The following is a 24,275-nucleotide window of genomic DNA, read 5'->3' as shown; positions in this document are numbered from 1 at the left end:
ATGGATCTTCGCATCATGACCGAGCCACAGCAGGGCGCCACGTACGACACACAGCTCACGCTGGCCAAGGCGGCCGAGTCACTCGGCTTCGACGGCTACTTCCGCTCCGACCACTACCTGCACATGTCGGGGGACGGCATGCCCGGCCCGACCGACGCGTGGGTGACCCTCGGTGCCCTGGCCCGTGAGACGTCCACGATCCGGCTCGGCACCATGCTGACCGCGGGGACGTTCCGGCTGCCCGGCGTGCTCGCCATCCAGGTCGCCCAGGTCGACCAGATGTCGGGCGGCAGGGTCGAGCTGGGCCTTGGCGCCGGCTGGTTCGAGGCCGAGCACCGCGCGTACGGCATCCCGTTCCCGTCCGCCCGCCTCGCTCGGCTGGAGGAGCAGCTGGAGATCGTGACGGGCCTGCTGAACACGCCGCACGGCGCGACGTACAGCTTCGACGGCAAGTACTACCAGCTGACCGACTCGCCCGCGCTGCCGAAGCCCGCGCAGTCCCCGGTCCCGATCATCGTCGGCGGCCTCGGCCACACCCGCACCCCCGCGCTCGCCGGCAGGTACGCGCACGAGTTCAACGTGCCGTTCGCGCCGGTCGCGGACACCGGCGCCCAGTTCGACCGCGTCCGTGCCGCCGCAGGCGACCGTGAGCTGGTGTTCTCGGCCGCGGTTGCCACGTGCATCGGCAAGGACGACGCGGAGGTCGCCCGCCGCGCCGCCGCCATCGGCCGCGACGTCGAGGAGCTGAAAGCCAACGGCGTCGCCGGCACCCCCGAGGAGGCGGTGGAGAAACTCGCCCTGTACGCCAAGGCCGGCGCCACGAGGATCTACCTGCAGATCCTCGACATGAGCGACCTGGACCACCTGGAGCTCATCGCCTCGGAGGTCCGCCCGCACCTGCCATGATTTCGTTGTGAGGACGCGCGCGGCGGTCGGCGACGGGTGGCACGTCGGCATCGTCACTCTGCTGGCGGCGGAGACGACGACGGTCCTCAGCGTGCTCGGCATCGCGGCCGGACGCCACTTCCACACTGGCCGGATGGCGGTGCCAGGCGGGGTCACGTACCTGGTCGCCGCCCCGCCGGCCGGACCCGACGGGGTGACCGCGGCGCTCGTACGGCTCTGCGAACGGTACGACCCACCTGTCGTGGCGCTGGTGGGCGGTGCCGACCCGCCCGATGTGCTGCTCGCCGGTGGGCGCGACCCCGCCGACCGGGCAGTGACCGCTTTCTTCCGGGCCGCCGGAGAACCGGCCACGCTGCCCGGGTTCCGCGGGGGCGCACCGTTCCTGGTCCGGCGTGGCGGAGGTGGTGACGTGGCGCGGTTCTGCGCGAACGCCACCACCCGGCGCGGCACACCCCTTGCGTGGGTGGAGATCCATGGCGTCGTCGGGGACGCCGCCCAGACACTGCGGTACCTGATCCCCTACCTACGGCTGTAGCGTCCCCGCCGCGACCACGAGCACCGCGCGGACCTGGTTGATGATGTCCAGCTGGTTGGTCTCGAACACCGGGTCGGTCAGCTCCGTCGTGTTGGCCGGGTCGAACTGGAGCACCGGTGTGTGCAGGTGGCCGCCGGGGATGGTCAACCCGAGCGCGTCCCGCAGCAGCGTGGTCCGGTAGGCGATCTCGTTGGACAGGTAGTTGCCGCCACCGCCGGCGCGGGCGAGCGAGCCGGGGGTCGGGCCCGTCGGCGACACGACCGGGATGGTCTGGCCCGCCGGGATCTCCGTCACGGACGTGTTGTCGAGCACCGGGAACCGGCCCGTCGGCGCGGCCACGATCGCCGCGAACGGCAGCGTCGTCGGGACGAACTCGGGCGCCGGGGTCACGGTCGGCACGCCGGCGGGGATCGGGATCACGCCCGTGCTCGACAGGTTGTTGTTGTCCGGGAAGCCGCCCCGCCACCGGCCGTTGTAGCGCTCCACGTCGAAGCGCCCGACGCGGCCCTGGCTGACCGTGGTGAACATGTCGATCCGGCCGAGCCACGGCTGGAACGTCCGCTCCACGACCCCGGCCGCGAACGGGTCCCACATCACCGGGAACATCGCGGTCTCGATCCGCGCCGGGCCGGCCGCGGTGTCGACCACCGTGCCGTCCAGGGCCAGCGCGGTCACGCCGGACGGGTTGCTGCGGCGGATGTCCAGGTCCAGCTGGAACGGGTCGAAGCCGCTCACGAGGATCCGCTTGACGCCGGGCTGATAGCTGATCGAGTCCTGGCCGCGGGACGACCGCTCCAGGGCGTCAACCAGCGCCGCGCGGTCGGCCGGGCTCAGCGGGAACGACGGCGTCCACTGCCGCAACGCCCTGGTCAGCTGCAGACGGGCCCAGTAGAGCGGCCGGTCGTCGGTCACCGGGAGTGTGCCCGCCGGCAGGCGGCCCTGGGCCCGCGCCACCGCGGTCTCCCACAGCACGCGGCCCTGCGCCCGGATCGCCGCCGTCGCGACGCGGGTGTTCGGCAGCAGGCACAGCGACGGCGTGAACACGCGCTCGAAGCGGTCGAAACCGCTGCGGGACAGGACTTCCGCGGGTTTGGGCAGTGCGAGCCGTTGTTCTTCGACGGTGAGTGGCGCGGTGGGGTCCGCGCAGGTGGGCGTCTGCGCGGACGCGGTGACGGTGGGAACGAGCGTGCCGGCCAAGCCGAGCAGGGCGGCCGCGAGCAGGGTGCGGGCTCTCATCCGGCCATCCTGCGAGAGCGGGACGCACCCGGCAAGGTTTCGGCGCGCCGCCACGTTTCCCAGCCGTTCACACCCCATACTTGATCGACAACTCAAGGGAGGGGACGCGCCGATGATGGGCCGCACGCACGCGCTGACCGGGTGGTGCGCGGGGCTTGGTGTTTCACAGTTCGTCGGCGCGACGGCGATCCACCAGGCGGTGTTGTTCGCGGTCACGACCGCGGGGTTCGCGCTGCTCCCCGACCTCGACCACCCGCACGCCCGTGCGTCGAAGCTGCTCGGCCCGTTCTCCCGTGCGCTCTCGTGGCTGCTGCGGCATGCCTCCGCCGCGATCTACCAGATCACCAAGGGGCCACGCGACGAGAAACGCAAGGGCACCCACCGACACCTGTCCCACACTGTGCTGTTCGCGGTCGGGCTCGGTTTGGCCGCGAGTGCCGGCACCGAGGCGGGCGGCCCGTACGCGGTCGCCGCGGTCGCGGTGCTGGGGCTGCTGCTCGCGGAGGACGCGCTCGGCGACTGGATGCTGATCGTGTCCGCGGCGGGGGTGGTGTGGTGGCTCAACCAGGCAGGCCCCGACCCGTTGGCCGACCTCGGGCACATGTCCGGAATGCTCGGCATCGCGGTCGCGGTCGGGTGCTTCACCCACTGCCTCGGCGACGCGATCACCGAGTCGGGCTGCCCGTTCCTGTTCCCTATCCCCATCGCCGGTGAGACGTGGTACGAGCTGCGTCCGCCGAAGCCGTTGCGCCTGCGCACCGGGAAGAAGGTCGAGCGACTGGTGGTGTTCCCGCTGTTCGTCGTCGTGGGAATCCTGCTGATCCCCGGCGCGTGGCAGTTCGGCGCGGACCTCGTGACGCAGATGTTCGAGCCCCCAGCGGCGGCGGCGCAGTGACATGGCCTCGCCTCCGCTCGGCGTTCGCGGGCCTTTGACCCGGCGTCTTCCCTCCTGCGCGCGGAGATCCCCTGGGCTCCTTCGTCGCGCAGAGGATCTCCGTGCTCGTCAGTCCAGACGCCGGCGGCCCGCTCAGCTCCTGTAGGTCATGGTCACTGTGCAACTCTGGTCTGGTGACGACATTCGCGAAGAAGCGTGCGTTGGTGGTGCGTGGCGGCTGGGAGGGCCACGACCCGATCGCGACGACTGACCGGTATGCGAAGTTCCTGTCCACCGAAAGTTACGAGGTGTCCACGGCGGACTCGCTGGACGCCTATCTCGACGATCTGTCCGACGTGGACCTGATCGTCCAGTGCTGGACCATGGGCGAGATCTCCAGGGAGCAGTTCGACGGGCTGGCGGCGGCCGTGCGGGCCGGCACCGGGTTCGGCGGCTGGCACGGCGGCATCGTGGACGCGTTCCGCGACCAGCCGGGCTACCACCTGCTGACCGGCGGCCAGTTCGTCCACCACCACACAGACTTCGTGCGGTACACAGTGGATCCGGTCGGGTCGCATCCGATCGTGGCCGGTCTCGGGTCGTTCGAGGTGCACAGCGAGCAGTACTACCTGCACGCCGACCCCGGCAACGAGGTGCTGGCGACGACCGCGTACCTGCCGGACCCGGACCGCCCGGAGATCGGGACACCGACGATGCCGGTGACGTGGGTGCGGGAACACGGCGCGGGGCGGGTGTTCGTGACGACCATCGGGCACCGGATGGCGGACCTCGAACTGCCGGCCGTCGACGAGATGATCAGGAGGGGGCTGCGGTGGGCGACGCGCTGAGGGTCGGGATGGTCGGCATCGGCAACATCAGCGGGCAGTACGTGGACACGCTGCCCCGGCTGCCGGGAGTCGCGCTGGTCGCGGCGGCGGACCTGGACCCCGCACGGCAGGTGCCGGGTGTGCGGATGCTGACGCCGGCGGAGCTGTACGAGTCCTCCGACGTCGACCTGGTGCTGAACCTGACCGTGCCGCAGGCGCACGCGACGGTCTCCTTGTCGGCCATCGCGGCCGGAAAGCACGTGTACAGCGAGAAACCACTCGCCTTGTCCACTGTAGAGGGTCAAGAGGTGCTGTCCGCGGCCACGGCGGCCGGGGTGCGGGTCGGCTGCGCGCCGGACACCGTGCTGGGCACCGGCACGCAGACCGCCCGCCAGTGCGTCGACTCCGGCATGATCGGCGAACCGGTCGCGGCGACGGCGTTCATGGTGACCCCGGGCCACGAGCTGTGGCACCCGGCACCGGAGTTCTACTACCAGCCCGGCGGCGGCCCACTGTTCGACATGGGCCCGTACTACCTGACGGCGCTGGTCACGCTGCTGGGCCCGGTGCGGCGTGTGACAGGCCTTGCCTCGACGCCCCAGGCGTCCCGGGTGATCGGCAGCGGCCCCCGCGCGGGCACCCGGTTCCCGGTCACCGTCCCCACCCACATCACCGGCACGCTCGAACACGAGAACGGCGCACTCACCACCTTGCTGATGAGCTTCGACGTGTGGGCGGCCACCCTCCCCCGCATCGAGGTGTACGGCACGGCCGGCTCCCTGTCGGTCCCGGACCCGAACAACTTCGACGGCGAAGTCCGCGTCTACACCCCAGAATCCCCCACGTGGCAACCAGTCCCGCCGTCAGCGGGCCACCGCGACGCGGGCCGGGGCACGGGCGTCGCGGACCTGGCCGCAGCACTGAGAACCAACACGGACCACCGCGCGAACGGCACCCTGGCCTACCACGTACTGGACATCATGGAATCCCTACTGCGCGCCACAGAAACCGCCCAGACACAACAGGTAGCGAGCACCACCCCGCGCCCAACCCCAGTCCCGTAACTCGCGTGTCCAACACCCAGCACCCGCGTGTCCAACACTCAGGACCCGCGAGTTCAACAAACCGGCTGACCGCTCGGTAAGCGGATTTGTTGAACTCAGCGGTCCACTTTTTTGTTGGACACGCGGGTCTGGCGTGTTGGACACGCGCGGGTTAGAGCTGGGCTGGTTCCGGGTTGGCTATGCGTAGGGCTTCTACCAGGTCTCGGTAGAGGGTGTCGGTGGTCAGTAGGTGGGCGTGGGTGCCCTGTGCTCGGATCTGGCCGGACTCCATGACCACGATCGTGTCCGCGTCGATGACCGTGGACAGGCGGTGCGCCACCGTGATCACCGCGCCTTCGGCGGCGCGGCGGCGGATGCAGTCGTGGACGGCGTTCTCGGTCAGGCCGTCGACCTGTGCGGTGGCCTCGTCGAGCAGCAGCACGTCCGGCGTGCGCAGGATCGCCCTGGCCAGCGCGATTCGCTGCCGCTCCCCTCCTGACACCGAGGTCGACGACAGCGGTGTGTCCAGGCCCTCGGCCAGCGAGTCGACCTTGTCCGTCAGCCGGACCTCCGCCAGTGCGCGGCGGAGTTCCTCCTCCGTGGCGTCCGGGTGGGTGAAGAGCAGGTTGTCGCGGATCGTCCCGGGCACGATCGGCGTCTCCTGCTCGACGTACGCGAGCCGGGACCGCACCGCCGAGTACGTCTGCTCCGCGTACGGCTGCCCGTCCACCATCAGCGTGCCCGACGACGGCTCCAGGAACCGCATGACCAGCGACAGCAACGTGGTCTTGCCCGCGCCGGACGGCCCGACGAGCGCGATGTGGCCACGCCGCGGGATCGCGAGCGACACGTCCCGCAGCGCCGGCTCTCCGCCGTACCCGGCCGTCACCCCACGCAGCTCCAACACGGGCCCACCGGACGAGGCACCAGCGGACGACGCCACCGGCGCGTCCGTCTCCACCTCGAGTGCCTCGATCTCCCGGATCCGGCCGGCCGCCGCGATACCGGACTGCAGCGCGGTCATGTTCTGGCTCAGCTCCATGATCGGCTCCATCAGCCCGAACGCGTACAGCAGGAACGCGATCAGGCTCGACACCTCGAGCATTCCCTCGCTGACCCGCCATGCCCCGACGCCGAGGACCAGCACGATCGCCATCTGGACGCCGCCCCACGCCAGCACCCAGGCGATCGCCTGCCGGCGCACCGCGCGCACGCCGTGTTCGGCCGCCGTGTGCGCGTCGGCCATGACCCGCTCGGTCTGCCGCTCCTCCGCGCGGCTCGCCTTCACCGTGCGGATCGCCCGCAGCGCGCCCTCCAGTACACCGCCGAGCTTTCCCACCCGTTCCTGCACCTTCTCCTGCTCCTTCGCGATGCCCGGCATCAGCAGCGCGAACAGGAGGACCACCACGACCACCGCTCCGACCGTGGTCAGCAGCAGCACCGTGTCGAGCACCCCCATCAGCACGAGCGTGCCGACGAGCATCACCATCCCGTTGATCAGCCCGATCACGCTCGAGGCCGCCGCCTCCCGCAGCAGCACGGTGTCCGAGGTGACCCTGGTGACCAACTCCCCCACCGGTCTCCCGGTCACGGCCGGCACGGTCGCACGGAAGAACCGCCGCACCAGCGACTCGCGCGCTCGCAGCACCACCCGCTCGCCGACCGCGCCAAGCAGGATCCACTGCGTCAGGAAGATCACCGCGCCCACCACCATGAGCGCCAGCAAGGCGAGAACCGGGCCGAGCAGTGATCCGGACGAGCCGAGCGAGTCGAGCACCCACTTGGTCACCATCGGAGTCGCGAGCCCGGCCGAGGAACCGAGCAGCGCCAGCACGAGTCCCCCGGCCAGCGCCCCCTTGTGTGGCCGCGCGAACGACCACAGCACCTTCAGTCGTGGAGTATCCATGGTTCTCAATGGAACATACATGTTCCAAAACTGTCAATCTAGTTCCGTATTGGTCGGCGCGGTACGGTACGCGTATGACGGCGGTGGAGACGGGTGTGCGGGCGCGGACCCGGCGCGCGATCCTGGACGCGGCGATCGAGAGGCTGACCAAGCAGCCCAACGCATCCCTCGCCGACATCGCGGCCGCGGCGAACGTCGGCCGCACCACCGTGCACCGCTACTTCCCCGAGCGCGCCGACCTCATCGACGCGATCAGCGCCGACGCACTCGAGAAGGTCGCCCACGCCACCTCGAGGGCACGAACCGACGAGGGCACGGCAACGGCGGCGCTGACGCGGCTGTGTCAGGAGTACTTCGAGTTCGGCGACCTGTTCATGCTGATCTTCACCATGCCCGACCTGCTCACCCGCGAGGAGTGGCAGGAGGAGAGCGAGGACGACCGGAGGCTGCTGCGCCTGATCGAGCGCGGGCACGGGGAAGGCACGATCGACGCGGACATGCCGGCCGCGTGGGTGCAGAGTTTGCTGTGGAGCGTGCTGTACACGGCGTGGGAGCAGGTCCGCGAGGCACGCATGCCGAAACACGAGGCGCTCACACTGTGCCTGCGCACGGTCGCGAAGGCCGTCACTCCCTAGGTGCTGGGACCACGGCGCGAACGGCGCGGTCCCCGGCGAACCTTCGCGGTCACGGTTCTAACCCAGGTCCGCCAGTGCTGCCTCGATCGTGCGGTGGAACGTCGGGTAGGCGTAGATCATCTGGCGGAGCAGCTTCGTGGGCACCTCGGCGTGCACGGCGACGACGAGCGCGCCGAGCACCTCGCCGCCGGCGGGACCGACGGACGTGGCGCCGACGAGCACCCCGCGGTCCGCGTCCTCGACGAGCTTGACGAACCCGCTGTTGCCGACCTTGTGGATGAAGCCCCGCGACGAGCCGGAGACCTTGGCGACCCCGGTGCGGACGTTCAGCCCCTTCTGCCGGGCGGCCGCCTCGGACAGGCCGACCGAGCCGACCTCCGGGTCGGTGAACGTCACGCGCGGGACGGCGCGGTAGTCGGCGGTCTCCGCGTCTTCCTCGCCCAGGATGTCGGCGGCGGCGATCCGCGCCTGGTAGATGGACATGTGCGTGAACGCGCCGTGCCCGGTGATGTCGCCGATGGCCCACAGGCCGTCCGCGGCACGCATGCGCTCGTCGACCGTGACACCGCGGGCGCTCTCGTCGAGCCCGACGGCGCCGACGCCGAGTGCCTTCATGTCCGTGCGCCGGCCGGCGGCGACGAGCATCCGGTCGGCGGTGACGACCTCGCCGTTGTCGAGCTTGACCTGGAACTGGCCGGTCTCGTAACTGACGCGGGCCGCGGACAGCCCGGTGCGGACGGTGAGGCCCTCCTCCTCGAAGGCACCGGCGAGCAGCTCACCGGCCTCGGGCTCGTCGGCGGGCAGGAGCCGGTTCGCGTGCTGGACGATCGTGACGGTCGAGCCGAACCTGGCGAAGACCTGCGCGAGCTCACAGCCGACCGGCCCGCCGCCGAGCACGACCAGCGAGCCGGGCACCTCCTCGACGGCGACCGCGTCGCGGTTGGTCCAGTAGGGCGTCTCGGCGAGCCCGTCGATCGGCGGCACGGCCGGGTCGGTGCCGGTGTTGAGCACGACGCCACGCCGCGCGGTGATGACCTGCTCCGTGCCGTCCGGCCGGGCGACGGTGACCTCGCGCGGCGCGGTGAGCCGGGCCCACCCTCGGACGAACCGGCCGCCGGCGCTCTCCAGCCGCTCGACGGCGACGCGGTCGTCCCAGTTGTCGGTGATCTCGTCGCGGATCCGGTTGGCGACGAGCGCCCAGTCGGGGGTGACGTCGGCGGCGCCGGCCAGCGCGGGGACGCGGCGTGCCTCGCCGAGCGCGTCGGTGGCGCGGATCATCGCCTTGGTGGGGATGCACGCGTAGTAGGGGCACTCACCCCCGACGAGCCGTCCGTCCACACCGACGACCTCCAGCCCAGCGCGGGCGAGCCGGGCACCAATGTCCTCTCCGCCGGGGCCCAACCCGACCACGACCACATCGACCTCGGTACCCGGCATCAACGATCACTCCCAGCGGACAAAGTTGGCGACGCGGCGTTGACGATGCCGTATCGGGCACCGGTCCGGCTAGTCGGCACGCCCTTCGGTCGGTCTCGGCCTCACGGCACCAGCACCGCCGCGCCCGTCACCCGCCCTTCGGCCAGGTCGAGCAACGCGCGGTCGGCCGTCGCAAGCGGATAGTCCGTTGTAGACACTCGGAGGCGGTGGCGGCCGGCCAGCGCCAGGAACTCCCTGGCCTGGGCGCGGGTGTTCGACGTGACGCTGCGCAGCTGCCGGTCCTGGAACAGGTGGCGCTGGTAGTTGAGCGTCGGCACGTCCGTCAGGTGGATGCCTGCCAGCGCGAGCGTGCCGCCCCGGTCGAGGGCGGCCAGCGCACGTGGCACCAACGTGCCGGCCGGCGCGAAGATGATCGCCGAGTCCAGTGGCTCCGGCGGTTCCTCCGCCGAGGCCGAGGCGGCGCCGAGGGACAGCGCGAGCGTCCGCGCGGACGGGCTCCGCGTCACCACGTGCACCGTCGCGCCCTGTGCCAGCGCGACCTGTGCGGCCAGGTGCGCGCTCGCGCCGAACCCGTAGACCCCCAGCCGGCCACCTTCCGGCACCGCCGCGCGCAGCAGTGCGTGGTACCCGATGATCCCCGCGCACAGCAGCGGCGCCAGCTCGCTGTGCGAGTAGCCGGCCGGCAGCGGCAACGCGTACGCCGCTGGGACGACCGCGTACTCCGCGTACCCGCCGTCGTCGTCCCACCCGGTGTACCGCGACGACGGGCACAGGTTCTCCCGGCCACGTACACAGAAACGGCAGGTTCCGCACGTGTGTCGCAGCCACGCGATGCCGACGAGGTCACCGGCGGCGAACTCGCCGGCCGCCCGCTCGACGATCCCGACCACCTCGTGCCCCGGCACGACACCCGGCCGGTGGACGGGCAGATCGCCTTCCGCCACATGGAGATCCGTTCGGCAGACCCCGCAGGCGACCATTCGGACCAGCAGGTCCCCCCGAGCGGGCTCCGGCACCGGCATGTCCCGCTGTGTCAACGGACCGCTCGCCGCGGGCCCCGGCCGTTCGACTCGCCACGCACGCATCCGCCCACGGTAGGCCAAAATCCGCGCGGCGCGCTGCTCGCTATCCTCTGGCGGATGATCGAGATCCTGGACAACCTCCGCCTACTCACAAGACCTCACCTCGATCCACGCACGCTGAGTCTCGCCGGGGTTCCCTTCGGCGCGAAAGCCAGCGACAACATCGATCGCCACAAGATCACCGAAGTCATCTCGCCGATCGTGCACCGCACCGCCAACCGTCGCGGTGCCGAGCCCGAGTTCTACGACCGGGAAGGTAGGCGCCTGACGTTCGGCGACCTGATCGACGACGTCTTCGACGGCGAGGGCATGGTGCACTTCGCCGACCGGACCAGCTACAAGATCGTCAATGGCCGGGTCGTCGGGTTCGCACTGTACGGCGCCGAGAAGGGCTACCTGTCCCAGTTCGGTTTCCTGAAGTCCTACAACGACTTTCTCGAGCTGTTCGGGCGCCCCGACCTGGTCGAGGAGCACACCGACCTCGGTGAGCTGATGGGATACCGCAACTACTACTGGTACAGCAGCAAGCAGGCCTACTGGGACAGCTGGGACGAACAGCTGACGCTGGTGAACCTTGGTGCGTACAACGGCAACACCCGACCGAACAAGACCGCGCGATGACACACCTGGGGCTGGTCGCGCTCCTCGTCCGCGACTACGACGAGGCGATCGAGTTCTTCACGCGAGCGCTCGGGTTCGTCCTGCGCGAGGACACCGACCAGGGCGGCGGCAAGCGCTGGGTGGTCGTCGACCCGCCCGGCGGCCAGACCGGGCTGCTGTTCGCCCGCGCGGTGGGGCCGGAGCAGGAGGCACGGGTCGGCGACCAGCACGGCGGCCGCGTCGGGTTCTTCCTGAACGTCGACGACTTCACGACCGCGCACGACCACATGACGCGGGCCGGCGTCCGGTTCGAAGCGGAGCCGAGGAACGAGATCTACGGCACGGTGGCCGTGTTCCTGGACCTCTACGGCAACCGGTGGGACCTGCTCCAGCTCACTTGACCCCGACGCGGGCGATGATCGCCGCGGTGTCCACTCCGGACGGCAGAGTGCCGAACGCGACGCCCCAGTCGCCGTCAAGGCGGGAGGCGCAGAACGCGTCCGCGACCGCCGGGTGTCCATGCCGGACCAGCAGGGATCCCTGGAGTGTCAACGCCATCCGCTCCACGAGCCGGCGCGCACTGGCCTGGTCGGGGCCTTCGGCCAACCGCTTGCGCAGGTCGGCGACGGCCGCGTCGAGCCGGGCGTCCGCGCCGGCAGCCGCGTCCAGTTCGGCCATGAACGCCTCCGTGCCGCCGGATGCCATGGCACGCAACACATCCAGCGCGGCCACGTTGCCCGAACCCTCCCAGATGGAGTTCAGCGGCGCGTCCCGGTACAGCCGCGGCATGCCCGAGTCCTCGACGTACCCGTTGCCGCCCAGGCATTCCAGCGCCTCGTTCGCGTGCGTCGCCGCCCGCTTGCACACCCAGTACTTGCTGACCGCGAGGCCCAGCCTGCGGAACGCGGCCTCGGACTCGTCGCCGGCGAACGCCCGGTCAGTCGCACCGGCGAGCCGCATCATGAGCATCGTGGCGGCCTCGGACTCGATGGCCAGGTCCGCGAGCACGCTTGCCATCAGCGGCGCGTCGACGAGATAGCCGCCGAACGCCTGCCGGTGGGTCGTGTGGTGGACGGCCTGCACGACGCCGAGCCGCATGCCGGCCGCCGCGCCGATCACGCAGTCGAGCCGGGTCATGTTGACCATCTGGATTATCGTGCGGACGCCGTGGCCCTCCTCGCCGACCAGCCACGCGACCGCCTCGTCGTACTCCACCTCCGACGACGCGTTGGACCTGTTGCCGAGCTTGTCCTTCAGGCGCTGCAGGTGCATGCGGTTGCGGGTGCCGTCCGGCAGGACCCGGGGCAGCAGGAAGCACGACAGCCCGCCCGGCGCCTGCGCGAGCACCAGGAAGAGGTCGCACATCGGCGCGGACGTGAACCACTTGTGCCCGGTGAGCAGGTAGGTGCCGTCCGCCTGCCGCACGGCTCGGGTGGTGTTGGCGCGGACGTCCGAGCCGCCCTGCTTCTCGGTCATCGACATGCCGGCGGTCAGGCCGCGCTTGGTCTCCGGCGGACGCGGGCCCGGGTCGTACACGCGGGTGGCGAGCAGTGGCTCGTACCGCGCGGCCAGTTCCGCGTTGTGCCGCAGCGCCGGGACCACCGCGTAGGTCATGGAGATCGGGCAGCCGTGACCGGCCTCGGCCTGCGACCACGTGTAGAAGGCGGCGGTCCTGGCGACGTGCGCGCCTGGCCGGGAGTCCCGCCACGCCGCGGCGTGCATGCCGTGGCCGACCGCGACCGTCATCAGCTCGTGGTAGGCGGGGTGGTACTCGACCTCGTCGATCCGGTTGCCGTAGCGGTCGTGCGTGCGCAGGACCGGCGGGTAGGCGTTGGCGAGCCGTCCCCACTCCTGAGCCTGCTCGCCGCCCGCGAGCCGCCCCAGCTCGTGAAGGTCCGCCTCGCCCCAGCCCGCGTCGTACCGGTGCAGACCGTCGAGAAGGGCCGCGTCCGCGGCCACGTCGTGCCCGACGAGCGGCGGGACCTGGTTGGTGACCACATGGGTAGCCGGCATGCCGTTGATGTTACATTTCTTGGACACGCGAAGCTAGACCGTAAGGCAGGGTGATGGTTGCGGGACTGCGACCGCTGACGGCACGCTCGGCGGTGCTCAGCACGTTGCTGGGCGCCCATCCGCCACGCCTGCCCGCACGAAGCCTGGTCCGGGTCGGTGAGCTTTTCGGCATCGCGGAGGGCACGATCCGGGTGGCACTGTCCCGCATGGTCGCGGCAGGCGAGCTGACCCAGGTGAACGGCGACTACCAGCTGACCCGTCGGTTGCGGGCGCGTCAGGCCCGTCAGGACCAGAGCCGCTACCCGTCGGTGCGGCCGTGGGACGGCGAGTGGGAGATCGCGGTGGTGACGGCCGCGCGCCGCTCCCCCACCGAACGCACCGCATTCCGCACGGCCATGACCGAGCTGCGACTGGCCGAACTCCGCGAGGGCACCTGGCTGCGCCCGGCGAACCTGTCCCGGGAGCGGCCGGCGCTGGTGACCGAGCAGTGCACCTTCCTGGTCGGCCGCCCCGAGACGGCAGGGCTCGCGGAGACGCTGTGGGACCTGCCCGGCTGGGCGGGACGAGCACGGGAGCTGGACGCCGCACTGGACGAGGCGGCGGACCTGGCGTCGAGCTTCATCCTGGCGGCGGCGGTCCTGCGCCACTTCCTGGCCGACCCGTTGCTGCCGGAGGAGCTGCTGCCCAAGAACTGGCCGGGCAATCGCTTGCGCATCCGCTACGACGAGTTCGACGACCGCTTCCGCAAGACCCTCGCCACCCAACTGGACATCGACCCGATCTAGTCGCACAACCCCTGAGCGGGCCGCCGGGTCAAGGCCGACAAACGCCGACCGACAGCGAGGCCGTGACGTCGAGCGGAGCGAGGCCACGTCCCTGAGCGGGCCGCCGGCGTCTGGACTGACGAGCACGGAGATTCCCTGCGCGACGAAGGAGCCCAGGGGATCTGCGCGCGCAGGAGGGAAGACGCCGGATTGAGGCCCGCGAAGCGCCGAGCGGAGCGAGGCCATGTCACAGTGACTGTGTGCTGATCCGTGCTGCCCGCCCCGATGAGGCCGGCTTTCTCAGCGACCTCGCTGTCCGAGCGAAGGGGCACTGGGGTTACGACGCCGCCTTCCTCCGGGCCTGCCGGGTACAGCTGGCCGTCCGGCCAGAGGACGTGGCCGAGCGCCGCGTGACCGTGGCCGAAGAGGACGGCGCGGTCGTCGGGTTCTACGCCCTCGAAGGGGAGCCGCCCGCCGGCGTGCTCGACCTGATGTTCGTCGAGCCCGACCACATTGGTCGCGGGATCGGGCGGCGGCTGTGGGCACACGTCGTGGACACCGCGCGTGGCGTCGGGCTCACCTCGTTCAGCCTCGACTCCGACCCGTTCGCCGAGCCGTTCTACCTCACGATGGGCGCCGTCCGGGTCGGCACCAGCCCGTCGGCGGTGCGGCCGGGACGGGAACTGCCCCGTCTTACGTTCACTGTGCCGAGCAGCTGAGCCCTGGTTTCGGTAGCGTGCAGAGCGTGATAGGGCTGCCTGACCACATCACCGCCTGTCTGTTCGATCTCGACGGTGTCCTCACCGGCACCGCCGCGCTGCACCGTGCCGCGTGGAAAGAGACGTTCGACCCGTTGCTGGCCGAATACGGGCAGGAGCCGTTCACGGAGGCGGACTACCTCAACCACGTCGACGGGCGGCCGCGGTTCGACGGAGTGCGTGCGTTCCTCTCCTCCCGCGGCATCGAACTGCCCGAGGGGCCGCCGGACGCGCCACCGGGCGACGACACCATCCAGGCCGTCGGCAACCGCAAGAACGAGCGGGTCCAGCAGATCATCGTGGAGCAGGGTGTGAACCCCTACCCCGGCTCGGTGCGCTTCCTCGAGGAAGCGAAGAAGGCGGGGCTGCGGATCGGCGTCGTCACCTCCTCCGCCAACGGTGAGTCCGTGCTCGACGCCGCCGACCTGTCGAAGTTCGTCGAGGCCAGGATCGACGGCGTCGTGATCGCCGAGCGCAAGCTCAAGGGCAAGCCGGCGCCCGACTCCTTCCTCGCCGGCGCCAAGGCGCTGAACACCGCGCCCGGCAACGCCGCCGTGTTCGAGGACGCACTGTCCGGTGTGCAGGCCGGGAAGGCCGGACATTTCGGCTACGTGGTCGGGGTGAACCGGGCCGACCAGGCCGAGGAACTACGCGCGCACGGCGCGGACGTGGTGGTCGACGATCTCGCGGAGTTGCTGTGAGCGCAGCTTGCGGAGCGTTCCGGCGCCACGGAGCGGATGAGGGGGCGTCATGAGCCACGGGTTTCAGGTAGCGCCTTGGGAACTGCGCTGGATCTCGCTCGACCTCGGGGCGCTGGAGCGCACCGAGTCGATCTTCGCACTGTCCAACGGGCACATCGGCATGCGCGGCACGCTCGAGGACGGTGAGCCGCGCGGCCTGCCGGGCACGTACCTCAACGGCTTCTACGAGCAGCACCCGCTCCCCTACGCCGAGGCCGGCTACGGCTACCCGGAGGACGGCCAGACGGTCGTCAACGTGACCGACGGCAAGGTCATCCGGTTGTTGGTGCAGGACGAGCCGCTGGACATGCGGTACGGCCGCGCGCTCGAGCACCACCGTGTCCTCGACTTCCGCTCCGGAACGCTGCGTCGCGACACCGTGTGGGAGTCGCCGACCGGGCGCCGCGTGCGGGTGCGGTCCGAGCGGCTGGTGTCGTTCACGCAACGCGCGGTCGCCGCGATCCGCTACGAGGTCGAGCCGCTCGACGGTGGCGTGCAGCTCGTCGTGCAGTCCGACCTGCTCGCCAACGAGCCGATCCAGTCCGCGTCCAAGGACCCGCGCGTGGCCGCCACGCTGGACGCGCCGCTGGCCGCCGAGCACGCCGCGGCCCAGGGCTACCACGCGGTCCTCGTGCACCAGACCCGCAGGTCGAAGCTGCGTGTCGCCGCCGCGATGGACCACGAGATCCACACCGAGGACGGGCTGCGCTGCGAGATCCACGCTGAGGACGACCTCGCCCGGCTCACCGCCGCGGTCGACGTGGCGGGCGGCTCGAAGCTGACTCTCGTGAAGTACATGGGCTACGGCTGGTCGGCCCGCCGGTCCGCGCCTGCGTTGCGCGCACAGGTCGACGCCGCGCTCTCTGGCGCCATGCAGACCGGTTGGGACGGTCTGATCGCCGAACAACGCGCGTACCTTGACGACTTCTGGGCCACGGCGGACGTCGAGATCGAGGGTGACGACGAGCTGCAGCAGGCGGTGCGCTTCGCGTTGTTCCACATCCTGCAGGCCGGTGCCCGCGGGGAGAGCAGGGCGATCCCCGCGAAGGGCCTCACCGGCCCCGGCTACGACGGACATTCCTTCTGGGACAGTGAAACCTTCGTGCTGCCGGTCCTCACGTACACGGTGCCCGAGTCGGCGAGGGACGCGCTGCGCTGGCGTCATTCCACTGTGGACAAGGCGAAGGAACGTGCGGACGCGTTGGGGCTCAAGGGCGCCGCGTTCCCGTGGCGGTCCATCGACGGCGCCGAGTGCTCGGCGTACTGGCCGGCCGGCACGGCGGCGTTCCACGTGTCCGCGGACGTGTCCGACGCGGTCGTGCGGTACCTGGCCGCGACGGACGACGTCGACTTCGAACGCGACCACGCCACGGAGCTGCTGGTGGAGACCGCCCGCCTGTGGTCGTCGCTCGGCCACCACGACCTGCACGGCGGCTTCCGCATCGACGGCGTCACCGGCCCGGACGAGTACTCGGCGGTTGTGGACAACAACGTCTACACAAACCTGATGGCGCAACGAAACCTGCGCGAGGCAGCGGCCGTCTGCGAACGACAGCCGGACGCCGCGGCGTCGCTCGGCGTGGACGCGGCGGAGATCGCGGCGTGGCGCGAGGCGGCCGCGAAGATGGTCGTGCCGTACGACGAGGTCCTCGGCGTACACCCGCAGTCGGAACGGTTCACAGAGCACGCGGTGTGGGACTTCGAGAACACACCGGCGGAGAACTACCCGCTGCTGCTGCACTATCCGTACTTCGACCTCTATCGCAAGCAGGTCGTGAAGCAGGCGGACCTGGTGATGGCGATGTACACGCGGGGCGACGCGTTCACGCCAGAACAGAAGATCCGCAACGTCGACTACTACGAGCCGCTGACCGTGCGGGACTCGTCGCTGTCGGCGTGCGTGCAGGCGGTACTGGCGGCGGAGGTGGGCTACCTCGACCTGGCGTACGACTACTTCGCCGAGGCAGCGTTGACAGACCTGCACGACCTACACACGAACGTACGCAACGGCCTGCACATCGCGTCACTGGCGGGCGCGTGGACGGTGGCGGTGGCGGGGTTCGGCGGCATGCGCGACCACGACCAGTCACTGGCCTTCACACCCCGCCTACCAAAAGCCCTGAAGCGACTGGCATTCCGCCTGACCTACCGGGAAAGCCGCTTCGCGGTGGAAATCGACCAGGACGGCGCCAGCTACACACTGCTCGACGGTCCGGACCTGACGGTCCGCCACCACGGCGAGGAACTGACACTGACCAAGGGCACCCCAGAGTGGCGCCGCATCGCGACCCTGACCCCTCGCGACGCGCCGACCCAGCCGGCGGGCCGAGCACCACACCGCCGAGTACCGAAGTTCGCCACCCGCCAGGACTGACACCCGCCCCGGCCCCGGGCTCGATGGGTGCACGAGTGTCCCTTTCGCTCGGACTCGTCGTCGAAAGTTGTCCACAGGGGCCGCGACCAGGGGTTTTGTCTCTGCCGGTTGGTACGATGGCCTCGGGGTGGCCCCCCGGGTATGGGTGGGGGATGCCTACGCAACCATCTGTGTTGGCGTTGATCATGAACGGCTCGTTCGGGGCGAGGGCTGTCCTGAGCGTGCCGTTCGGGACGCGTCTCGGGGACGTTGCTTGGCCGGTCTCGCGGCACGACACGGTCGTCGCGGGCGGTTCGGAGCCCGTGGCCGGTTCCCGGATGTCCCGAAGGGCACCCTCAAAGACATCAGCCACCGGCGGGCGGCGCAACGCAAGGCGTCTTGCCCGCGTGGGGATTCCTCCGCAACCATCTGGGTTGGCGTTGATCAACGAGCGCGCGTTGTGCCCTGAGGCTGGCCTTGCTTGGAAGGCGCGTCCGGCCTTTCCGCACGCGCCTTCCGGGTGCGGCTGCCCGCCGCTTCGCACCCAGACGCGGCGGCCAGCCTTGGCTCGGGCGCCCTGGAAGGCGTTCCGGGGGTCGGTCGAAACGTCTTCCAGGGCTGTTTTGGGAGATCCCGAGTCGATGTGTGCGGCAGCTACAGAACCACCACTTCTCTCGTGCCGTCCGTGCCGGTGAGGAGGAGTTGTTCGCCACGTTCCCGTACGGCGCGGTACACGAAGTCCCCATAACCGACCAGGCGGCGCAGTGCCTCGGTGAGCGTCACACCCTCGAGCTCGATCACGAGCTCCAGTGCACGGACCGTGTCCGGCGAGATGGCGACGTTGATGCGTCTCGGCTCAGCGGCGAGGCCGCTTTGGGGATCTTCCTCGACGTCCGCGCGGTTGACCGGCATGACCATCACTTCCTGCCTTGTCCGCTCAGGTCTGTCCAGTTTCCCACGGTGCATACACTTAAGCAACAGCGATTGACCACGCAATTGACGTTGTTTATGTGGCACACTGGAGTTACCCTGCTCTAGAGAGTGATGTTCGCAATGCGAACGCCCCACGAAGGACGGCGTCAGTCATGAGGGACACCAGGACGCCCCGCGAGAACGAGCCCCGGCGCGGCCGAGCCCGGGATGACGAGTCCCGGGCGGAGAACACCTGGTACGAGGAGTGCGCGCGACGGCCGGTCGACGAACCGCTGATCGCGACGATCCCGCTGCCGGACGGGCAATGATGCGCCGGCCTCGGCGCCGGCCACGCACCCCGTCCGGCGCCGAGGTGACCGACGACGGGACCTGGGTCGACCGGTCGACGCCCGGCAACCGGGAGCTGATCGCCCGCGGCAAGGAGCTGGAACTGCGCGAGCGACAGGCCGAGCTCGAGGCGAGGAGCGCCGCGCGGCGACACTACTTGCGGATGCAGAAGTGGGTGCTGCTCGGAGTCGGCGCGTTGATCCTGCTGACGCTGCTGGCACTGCTGATCGGCCTGTGGGCCGGCGCGATCTCACCGACGTTCGCGACCGAGCTGGCGCGCATCGTGCTCCCGATCCTGCTCGGCGCCGCGGCCACCATCGTCGGCGCCTTCTTCGGCGCCGGCGCGAACATCAATCCGAACAAGTTCGATAAGGACCAGTGACGCCCGTCACCGGGACGAGCAGGATCAGGGGCTGGTCGGCGGGTGGTTCGTCGCCGGTCTCGAACCAGGTCCCATCCACGGGTTCGATTCCGCTCCCGGGCAGCGGCGGTCGCTCCGCGTGCCGGCGGGCGGAGCTGGTGTCAGGCATTATCTCTCGCCCTTCCCCGGCGCCCGGCGCTCCCTCGCCACGCCGGGTGCCGCCATGGGCCGTCCGTGCAGGTCAGCAAGGCCGTCCCGCCTTGAGGGTAACCTTCCGAACACGGCATGACAACACTCGGTAAGTGTCGATTACGTGTATGTCCCGTGTTGCATCCCCACCAGCACCACACATACACTTAACCCGATTGCCCGAACCTCAAGCACTGGATGTGACCATGTCGGCTAAGGGCGCACGGACCGAGTCCGCTGGGCAGCCAAACTCCGCGAAGGCAGAACCGAAAAGGATCAACGTTGCCGTGTCGCCGGATACTGTGCGTGCGCTAGAGAACGTCATCGAGCGGGAAGGCGTCACTCTTACGGAGGCATTGCGGCGGTTGATCGGGTATGGGGATTTCGTGTATCGCGCTGTTCGGGAGAATCGTGAGCAGTTGATTGTGAAGGGGTCTGAAGGGTCTCGGGAGGTTGTGCTGCTCTGATTCCGCTGTTTGGCCGGGTTCGGGGGTGGGCCGGGGTTGAGGTGTGGTCGGGGCCGGGCGGGTGGTTGATCGGGCAGGTTGGTCGTTGGGCTCTGTGGTGTTGGGGTCGGGTAGATGGCTGGTTTGGCAGACGGTCTTCGGACTCTCCGGTGTCGAGGCCAGTAGATGGTCGGTTAGGCAGACCATCCTCGGACTCTCCGGGGTCGACGCCAGGTAGACGGCCGATTAGGCAGACCGTTTCTGGGTCCTTGTTGTTGGGCGCGCGCTGCGCGGGCGGCCTCGCTTCGCGGGGCCTCGGTCTCCTCTGTTCTCTCAGGCGGAAGCCGGTGCGGATGAAGCGCGCCGATGTCCCGAAAGACGCTTCCTGTCGTTGAGCGTCATCAGCGCGTCTTTCGAGACATCGGCGATGCTCCGAACGCGTCTTTCAGGACACTCCCCGCGAAAAGCGGGCTCCCCCTGCGGCTTCTTGGTTCTGGGATGCGGCAAGATGTGCCGGCACGGCAGTCGTCGCCGTGGTGCTGGGGGAGGAACAGTCATGCATGGTCCGCAGCAGATTGCCAGACCGGTGTCTTACCGGCGGGCCGGTGAGGTAGGTCTCGCCGCGATCGTCCTTGTTGGAGTTGTCGCGGTCCTTGGTGTTGTGTCGACCTGGGCCACATGGAACGCGTACTGGGTCGTCGCGGACTACGTTGCTGGTGGTGCCGGCGTGACTGACGCGGACGTGGCCGCCGCGGACGATCTTGTCTCGACCACGGCGGCGGTCTACCTGCTTGCCCTCGTGGCCGCGGGTGTTGTTTTCATCGTTTGGCTCTGGCGGGTGCGTTTGAACGCCGAGATACTCTGCCGCGCGCCGCATCGGTTGGGGCGGGGATGGGCCACCGGGTCGTGGATCTGTCCGGTGGTCAACCTGTGGTTCCCGTTCATGATTGTGGACGATGTGTACCGGGCGAGTCGGCCGACCAATGTGCCCGATCTGTTCGACCTGCGTTCCGTGCCTTGGAGTCGTTGGCTCGGGCTCTGGTGGGCGCTCTGGCTCGGCGGCCTCGCTCTCGACTGGATCGACTTCTATGTCTGGCACTACGTCGAGGGTGTCGAGTCGTTGCGGACGGCTGGAATCGTCGAGGCCATCGAGTCGGTGTTGACGGTTGGCGCGGCGGTGGCCCTTGCGATGATCGTGCGACAAATCGGTGGTTGGCAGGACGGGCGCATCGCGCGGACCGCCTGATATGCCACGGTCCCCGCTTCGCGAGCGAGCGCGAAGCGGGGATCGGTGGTGTGGGTCAGTTCTCCGTGGTGAAGCTGGTGCCCAGTGCCTGCCAGTCCAGCACCGGTGCCGCCAGGTCCCTGATTGTCGCGAGTAGACCCAGGCGGGCCGCTCGGATGGTCGGGTCCTCCGCCATGACCAGGACGTCGTCGAAGAACGTGTTGATCGGTGTGGTCAGTGGGGTGGCCGTCAGCACGAAGTCCGCCAGTGACGTTGTCCTCAGTGCACCTCGCACGTCCGTCAGCGTCTTGTGCAGTGCTTGTTCCGCTGGTTCGGTCAGCTTTGCCGGGTCGTACGTGGCGTCCGTGTCGGCCGGGACGATCCGGCGGACGCGTTGCAGCGCCGCGACCAGCGCGCCGAAGTCCTTGTCCCCCACGCGCTGCTCGATCTCGCGCAGCGTCGATTCCGCTGCCGCCGGGGCGGTTGCCAGTGGGAGGACCGCCGCCACGTGACGGTGGTCGTGGCCGGCGTCCAGCAGTTGGCCTTCGTAGCGCCGGACGACGAAGTCCTCCACTTCGGACAGCGTCTGGTCCGGGACGTCGATGCCTTGCGCGCGAACGTGTTTCGCCGCCGTGGACAGGCCTCGGGTCAGCGTGATGTCCGACAGGGTCGGGTGTGCGCGCAGGATCGTGATCACACCCGCGGCGGCGCGGCGGAGGCCGAACGGGTCCGAGCTTCCCGTTGGGGCGGCGCCCACCGCGAACAGACCCACCAGCATGTCGAACCTGTCCGCCAGTGCCAGCACCGCACCCGGGATCGTCGCGGGAGGACGGTCGCCCGCCGAGCGCGGACGTTCCATGTCGAACAGTGCCTCCGCCACCGCCTGCGGCTCGCCCGCTCGGGCCGCGTACTCACGGGCCATCACGCCCGCCAGGCTCGTCAGCTCGATGACCATCTGGGACCCCAGGTCGAACTTCGCAAGCGTCGCCGCGCGTTCCAGTGTGGCGTGATCCTGAGTGGACAGTTCGGCGCCGAGGTCCGCCGCGATCGCCGCGATGCGGGTCGCGCGGTCGGCCATCGTGCCCAGCTTCTCCTCGAAGGCCAGGCGGCCCAGACCCGCCTTCATGGTTTCCGGGGCCACCTTCAGGTCCGCGCGCCAGAAGAAGCTCGCGTCCTCGTAGCGGGCTCGTAGCACCGCCTCGTTGCCGGCCCGGACGGCGTCCTGGTCGCACGCGCCGTTCGCCACGGCCACGAAGTGGGGCAGCAACGAACCGGTCGCCGTGCGCACCGGCAGATAGCGCTGGTGCTTGCGCATCACCGTCGTCAGGATCTCCTGCGGCAGCTCCAGGTACGTCTCCGAGAAGCCGCCCAGGATCGCGTTCGGCTGCTCCACCAAGTTGCCGATCTCGTCGATCAACCCCGCCTCGGCGTCGACGTCGATCGTGCCGCCCACCGAGGCCGCCAGCTCTCCGGCCGCGTGGACGATCTCCTCGCGGCGGGCGATCATCGAAGCCACGATGCCGTGCGAGGCAAGGAATTCCAAGTAGCCGGCCGCTGTCGGGACGTCCACCGTCGGGTTCTCGGCCGTGCGGTGGACCCGGGTGGTGCGCCCCGCGGCCAAAGTGGACGCCGTCACCGGGACCACCTCGGTGCCCAGCAGCGCGACCAGCCAGCGGACCGGGCGGGTGAACGACAGCTTCCGGTCGTTCCACCGCATGTTCTTGTCGGCCCGGAGTTCCGTGACCACCTCGCCCAGCACGCCGCTCAGCACCTCGAGCGCGCCACGGCCGCGGTCGGTCTTCGTCACGCCGACGTACTCGACGCCGTCGACGTCCACGCGCTCCAGCGCCGCCGGGTCGACCTTCTGGCCGCGGGCGAAGCCGGCCGCGGCCTTGGTCGGCTCGCCGGCCGCGTCGAAGGCCGCCGACGCGCGCGGGCCACGCACGAAGCGCTCCGCGTCCGGTTCCGCCGGGGCCACCTCGTCGACGAGCACGACGACGCGGCGCGGGGTGGCGTGCACGGTGATGTCGCTGTGGGCCAGGCGGGTCGCCGCCAGCTTCGTCGTCACCGCGTCCTTGACGGCCGAGGCGGTCTGGGTGACCTCGTGCGGTGGCAGTTCCTCCGTGCCGATCTCAAACAGCAGCGGCGCGGATTCGGTCACCGTGGCGAAGGACTCCGGGGCTGGCGCGAGCGGCGGCAGCTCCGACAGGCCCAGCGGGTGCCCCAGCTCCTCGCGGCGGTCAGCCCACAGCGCCGACACCTCACGGGCGAGGCCACGCATCCTGGCGAACGCCTTCGCACGCTCGGTGGTCGACACCGCGCCTCGGGAGTCCAGCACGTTGAACGTCTGCGAGCACTTCAACACATGCACGTGGGCCGGCACCGGCAGCCGCAGGTCCAGCATCCGCCGCGCCTCGGCGGCGTAGTCCTCGAACAGCCGCCGCTGCGTGTCCACGTCGGCGTCGTCGAGGTAGAAGCGGCTCATCTCGTACTCGGCCTGGCCGAAGGCCTCGCCGTAGGAGATGCCCGGCGCGTAGGCGATGTCCTTGAAGTGGCTGACGTTCTGCAGCGCCATCAGGATGCGCTCGACGCCGTAGGTGATCTCCACGGACACCGGGTCGAGGTTCTGGCCACCGGCCTGCTGGAAGTAGGTGAACTGGGTGATCTCCAGCCCGTCCAGCCACACCTCCCAGCCCAGCCCCCACGCCCCGAGTGCCGGCGAGGCCCAGTTGTCCTCGACGAAGCGGATGTCGTGCGCGTGGATGTCGATGCCCAGGGCTTCCAGGCTCGCGAGGTACAGCTCCTGCGGGTTGCCCGGGTCCGGCTTGAGGATCACCTGGAACTGGGTGTGGGTCTGGAGCCGGTTGGGGTTCTCGCCGTACCGGGCGTCGTCGGGCCGCACGCTCGGCTCGACGTAGGCCACCCGCCACGGCTCCGGACCGAGCACGCGCAGGATGGTCGCCGGGTTGAGTGTGCCGGCGCCGACCTCGGTGTTGAACGGTTGCACGATCATGCAACCCCGGTCGGTCCAGTACTTGGTCAAGGCGAGCAACGCGTCCTGCATGGTCAGCACCTTGACAACCCT

Annotated in this window: 22 protein-coding genes; 15 read left to right on the top strand and 7 right to left on the bottom strand. The window is 69.9% G+C overall.

The genetic code is table 11. From position 1 onward, the window contains the following. Window positions 1–906, top strand: a complete 906-nt coding sequence (locus VF106_RS48070; RefSeq protein WP_330846823.1) for an LLM class F420-dependent oxidoreductase — start codon at window positions 1–3, stop codon at window positions 904–906. Between the two features lie 7 nt (window positions 907–913). Further along, entirely contained in the window at window positions 914–1,441 is a 528-nt protein-coding gene (locus VF106_RS48065; protein ID WP_330846822.1) for a hypothetical protein, read from the top strand. Here the strand turns inward: VF106_RS48065 and VF106_RS48060 are convergent. After that, the gene (locus VF106_RS48060; RefSeq protein WP_330846821.1) at window positions 1,430–2,677 is read right to left on the bottom strand and encodes a pyroglutamyl-peptidase I; all 1,248 of its coding nucleotides are present in this window, start codon (window positions 2,675–2,677) and stop codon (window positions 1,430–1,432) included. The genes VF106_RS48065 and VF106_RS48060 overlap by 12 nt on opposite strands. A gap of 112 nt (window positions 2,678–2,789) precedes the next feature. On the opposite strand from VF106_RS48060, the gene VF106_RS48055 reads away from it, so the two are divergent. The 3 genes from VF106_RS48055 to VF106_RS48045 all read left to right on the top strand — a co-directional run bounded on the left by VF106_RS48055 (window position 2,790) and on the right by VF106_RS48045 (window position 5,442). After that, a complete protein-coding gene (locus VF106_RS48055) occupies window positions 2,790–3,572 on the top strand; it encodes a metal-dependent hydrolase (protein ID WP_330846820.1) in 783 nt (260 codons plus the stop codon). Window positions 3,573–3,745: 173 nt separating this feature from the next. Continuing rightward, entirely contained in the window at window positions 3,746–4,399 is a 654-nt protein-coding gene (locus VF106_RS48050; RefSeq protein WP_330846819.1) for a ThuA domain-containing protein, read from the top strand. After that, window positions 4,384–5,442 carry a Gfo/Idh/MocA family protein gene (locus VF106_RS48045; RefSeq protein WP_330846818.1) on the top strand — a complete coding sequence of 353 codons (1,059 nt, stop codon included), beginning with the start codon at window positions 4,384–4,386 and terminating at the stop codon, window positions 5,440–5,442. Before VF106_RS48050 ends, VF106_RS48045 begins: the two co-directional genes overlap by 16 nt. A 151-nt stretch (window positions 5,443–5,593) precedes the next feature. Here VF106_RS48045 and VF106_RS48040 read toward each other — a convergent pair whose 3' ends face one another. Beyond that, the gene (locus tag VF106_RS48040) at window positions 5,594–7,327 is read right to left on the bottom strand and encodes an ABC transporter ATP-binding protein (RefSeq protein ID WP_330846817.1); all 1,734 of its coding nucleotides are present in this window, start codon (window positions 7,325–7,327) and stop codon (window positions 5,594–5,596) included. A gap of 74 nt (window positions 7,328–7,401) precedes the next feature. Between VF106_RS48040 and VF106_RS48035 the strand changes: the two genes are divergently transcribed. After that, window positions 7,402–7,962, top strand: a complete 561-nt coding sequence (locus VF106_RS48035) for a TetR/AcrR family transcriptional regulator (protein ID WP_330846816.1) — start codon at window positions 7,402–7,404, stop codon at window positions 7,960–7,962. Between the two features lie 57 nt (window positions 7,963–8,019). On the opposite strand, the gene VF106_RS48030 is transcribed toward VF106_RS48035, so the two are convergent. Beyond that, the gene (locus VF106_RS48030) at window positions 8,020–9,399 is read right to left on the bottom strand and encodes a dihydrolipoyl dehydrogenase family protein (RefSeq protein WP_330846815.1); all 1,380 of its coding nucleotides are present in this window, start codon (window positions 9,397–9,399) and stop codon (window positions 8,020–8,022) included. A 101-nt stretch (window positions 9,400–9,500) separates the two neighbouring features. Continuing rightward, window positions 9,501–10,484 carry a zinc-binding alcohol dehydrogenase family protein gene (locus tag VF106_RS48025; RefSeq protein ID WP_330846814.1) on the bottom strand — a complete coding sequence of 328 codons (984 nt, stop codon included), beginning with the start codon at window positions 10,482–10,484 and terminating at the stop codon, window positions 9,501–9,503. Window positions 10,485–10,538: 54 nt separating this feature from the next. Here VF106_RS48025 and VF106_RS48020 point away from each other — a divergent pair, with 54 nt between their 5' ends. Then, a complete protein-coding gene (locus VF106_RS48020; RefSeq protein WP_330846813.1) occupies window positions 10,539–11,102 on the top strand; it encodes a hypothetical protein in 564 nt (187 codons plus the stop codon). After that, window positions 11,099–11,482 (top strand): VOC family protein, encoded by a 384-nt coding sequence (locus VF106_RS48015; protein ID WP_330846812.1) that lies wholly within the window; start codon window positions 11,099–11,101, stop codon window positions 11,480–11,482. The genes VF106_RS48020 and VF106_RS48015 overlap by 4 nt, the downstream gene beginning before the upstream one ends. Here VF106_RS48015 and VF106_RS48010 read toward each other — a convergent pair. Next, entirely contained in the window at window positions 11,475–13,094 is a 1,620-nt protein-coding gene (locus tag VF106_RS48010; protein WP_330846811.1) for an acyl-CoA dehydrogenase family protein, read from the bottom strand. The genes VF106_RS48015 and VF106_RS48010 overlap by 8 nt on opposite strands. Window positions 13,095–13,147: 53 nt before the next feature. Between VF106_RS48010 and VF106_RS48005 the strand changes: the two genes are divergently transcribed. The 4 genes from VF106_RS48005 to VF106_RS47990 all read left to right on the top strand — a co-directional run bounded on the left by VF106_RS48005 (window position 13,148) and on the right by VF106_RS47990 (window position 17,730). Then, the gene (locus tag VF106_RS48005; RefSeq protein WP_330846810.1) at window positions 13,148–13,879 is read left to right on the top strand and encodes a PaaX family transcriptional regulator C-terminal domain-containing protein; all 732 of its coding nucleotides are present in this window, start codon (window positions 13,148–13,150) and stop codon (window positions 13,877–13,879) included. A gap of 239 nt (window positions 13,880–14,118) precedes the next feature. Beyond that, window positions 14,119–14,577 (top strand): GNAT family N-acetyltransferase, encoded by a 459-nt coding sequence (locus VF106_RS48000; protein ID WP_330846809.1) that lies wholly within the window; start codon window positions 14,119–14,121, stop codon window positions 14,575–14,577. Between the two features lie 26 nt (window positions 14,578–14,603). Next, on the top strand, window positions 14,604–15,317 hold the full coding sequence (locus VF106_RS47995) for an HAD family hydrolase (RefSeq protein WP_330846808.1): 714 nt from the start codon (window positions 14,604–14,606) through the stop codon (window positions 15,315–15,317). A 49-nt stretch (window positions 15,318–15,366) separates the two neighbouring features. Beyond that, window positions 15,367–17,730: a glycoside hydrolase family 65 protein gene (locus tag VF106_RS47990; protein WP_330846807.1), complete on the top strand. Its 2,364-nt coding sequence runs from the start codon at window positions 15,367–15,369 to the stop codon at window positions 17,728–17,730. A 633-nt stretch (window positions 17,731–18,363) separates the two neighbouring features. Here VF106_RS47990 and VF106_RS47985 read toward each other — a convergent pair. Beyond that, on the bottom strand, window positions 18,364–18,621 hold the full coding sequence (locus VF106_RS47985; RefSeq protein ID WP_330846806.1) for a hypothetical protein: 258 nt from the start codon (window positions 18,619–18,621) through the stop codon (window positions 18,364–18,366). Between the two features lie 173 nt (window positions 18,622–18,794). Here VF106_RS47985 and VF106_RS47980 point away from each other — a divergent pair, with 173 nt between their 5' ends. From VF106_RS47980 to VF106_RS47970, 3 genes are all read left to right on the top strand, one after another. Further along, a complete protein-coding gene (locus VF106_RS47980; RefSeq protein WP_330846805.1) occupies window positions 18,795–18,950 on the top strand; it encodes a hypothetical protein in 156 nt (51 codons plus the stop codon). Further along, the gene (locus VF106_RS47975; RefSeq protein ID WP_330846804.1) at window positions 18,947–19,351 is read left to right on the top strand and encodes a hypothetical protein; all 405 of its coding nucleotides are present in this window, start codon (window positions 18,947–18,949) and stop codon (window positions 19,349–19,351) included. The genes VF106_RS47980 and VF106_RS47975 overlap by 4 nt, the downstream gene beginning before the upstream one ends. Before the next feature lie 1,170 nt (window positions 19,352–20,521). Then, window positions 20,522–21,211, top strand: a complete 690-nt coding sequence (locus VF106_RS47970) for a DUF4328 domain-containing protein (protein ID WP_330846803.1) — start codon at window positions 20,522–20,524, stop codon at window positions 21,209–21,211. A 55-nt stretch (window positions 21,212–21,266) separates the two neighbouring features. Here VF106_RS47970 and VF106_RS47965 read toward each other — a convergent pair whose 3' ends face one another. Next, entirely contained in the window at window positions 21,267–24,254 is a 2,988-nt protein-coding gene (locus tag VF106_RS47965; protein ID WP_330846910.1) for a glycine--tRNA ligase, read from the bottom strand. Window positions 24,255–24,275: the final 21 nt, after the last annotated feature.

Origin of the sequence: Actinophytocola sp., from assembly GCF_036378875.1 — a bacterium.
Taxonomy (GTDB): Bacteria; Actinomycetota; Actinomycetes; order Mycobacteriales; family Pseudonocardiaceae; genus Actinophytocola.
This window is presented reverse-complemented; position numbering and strand designations above follow the sequence as displayed.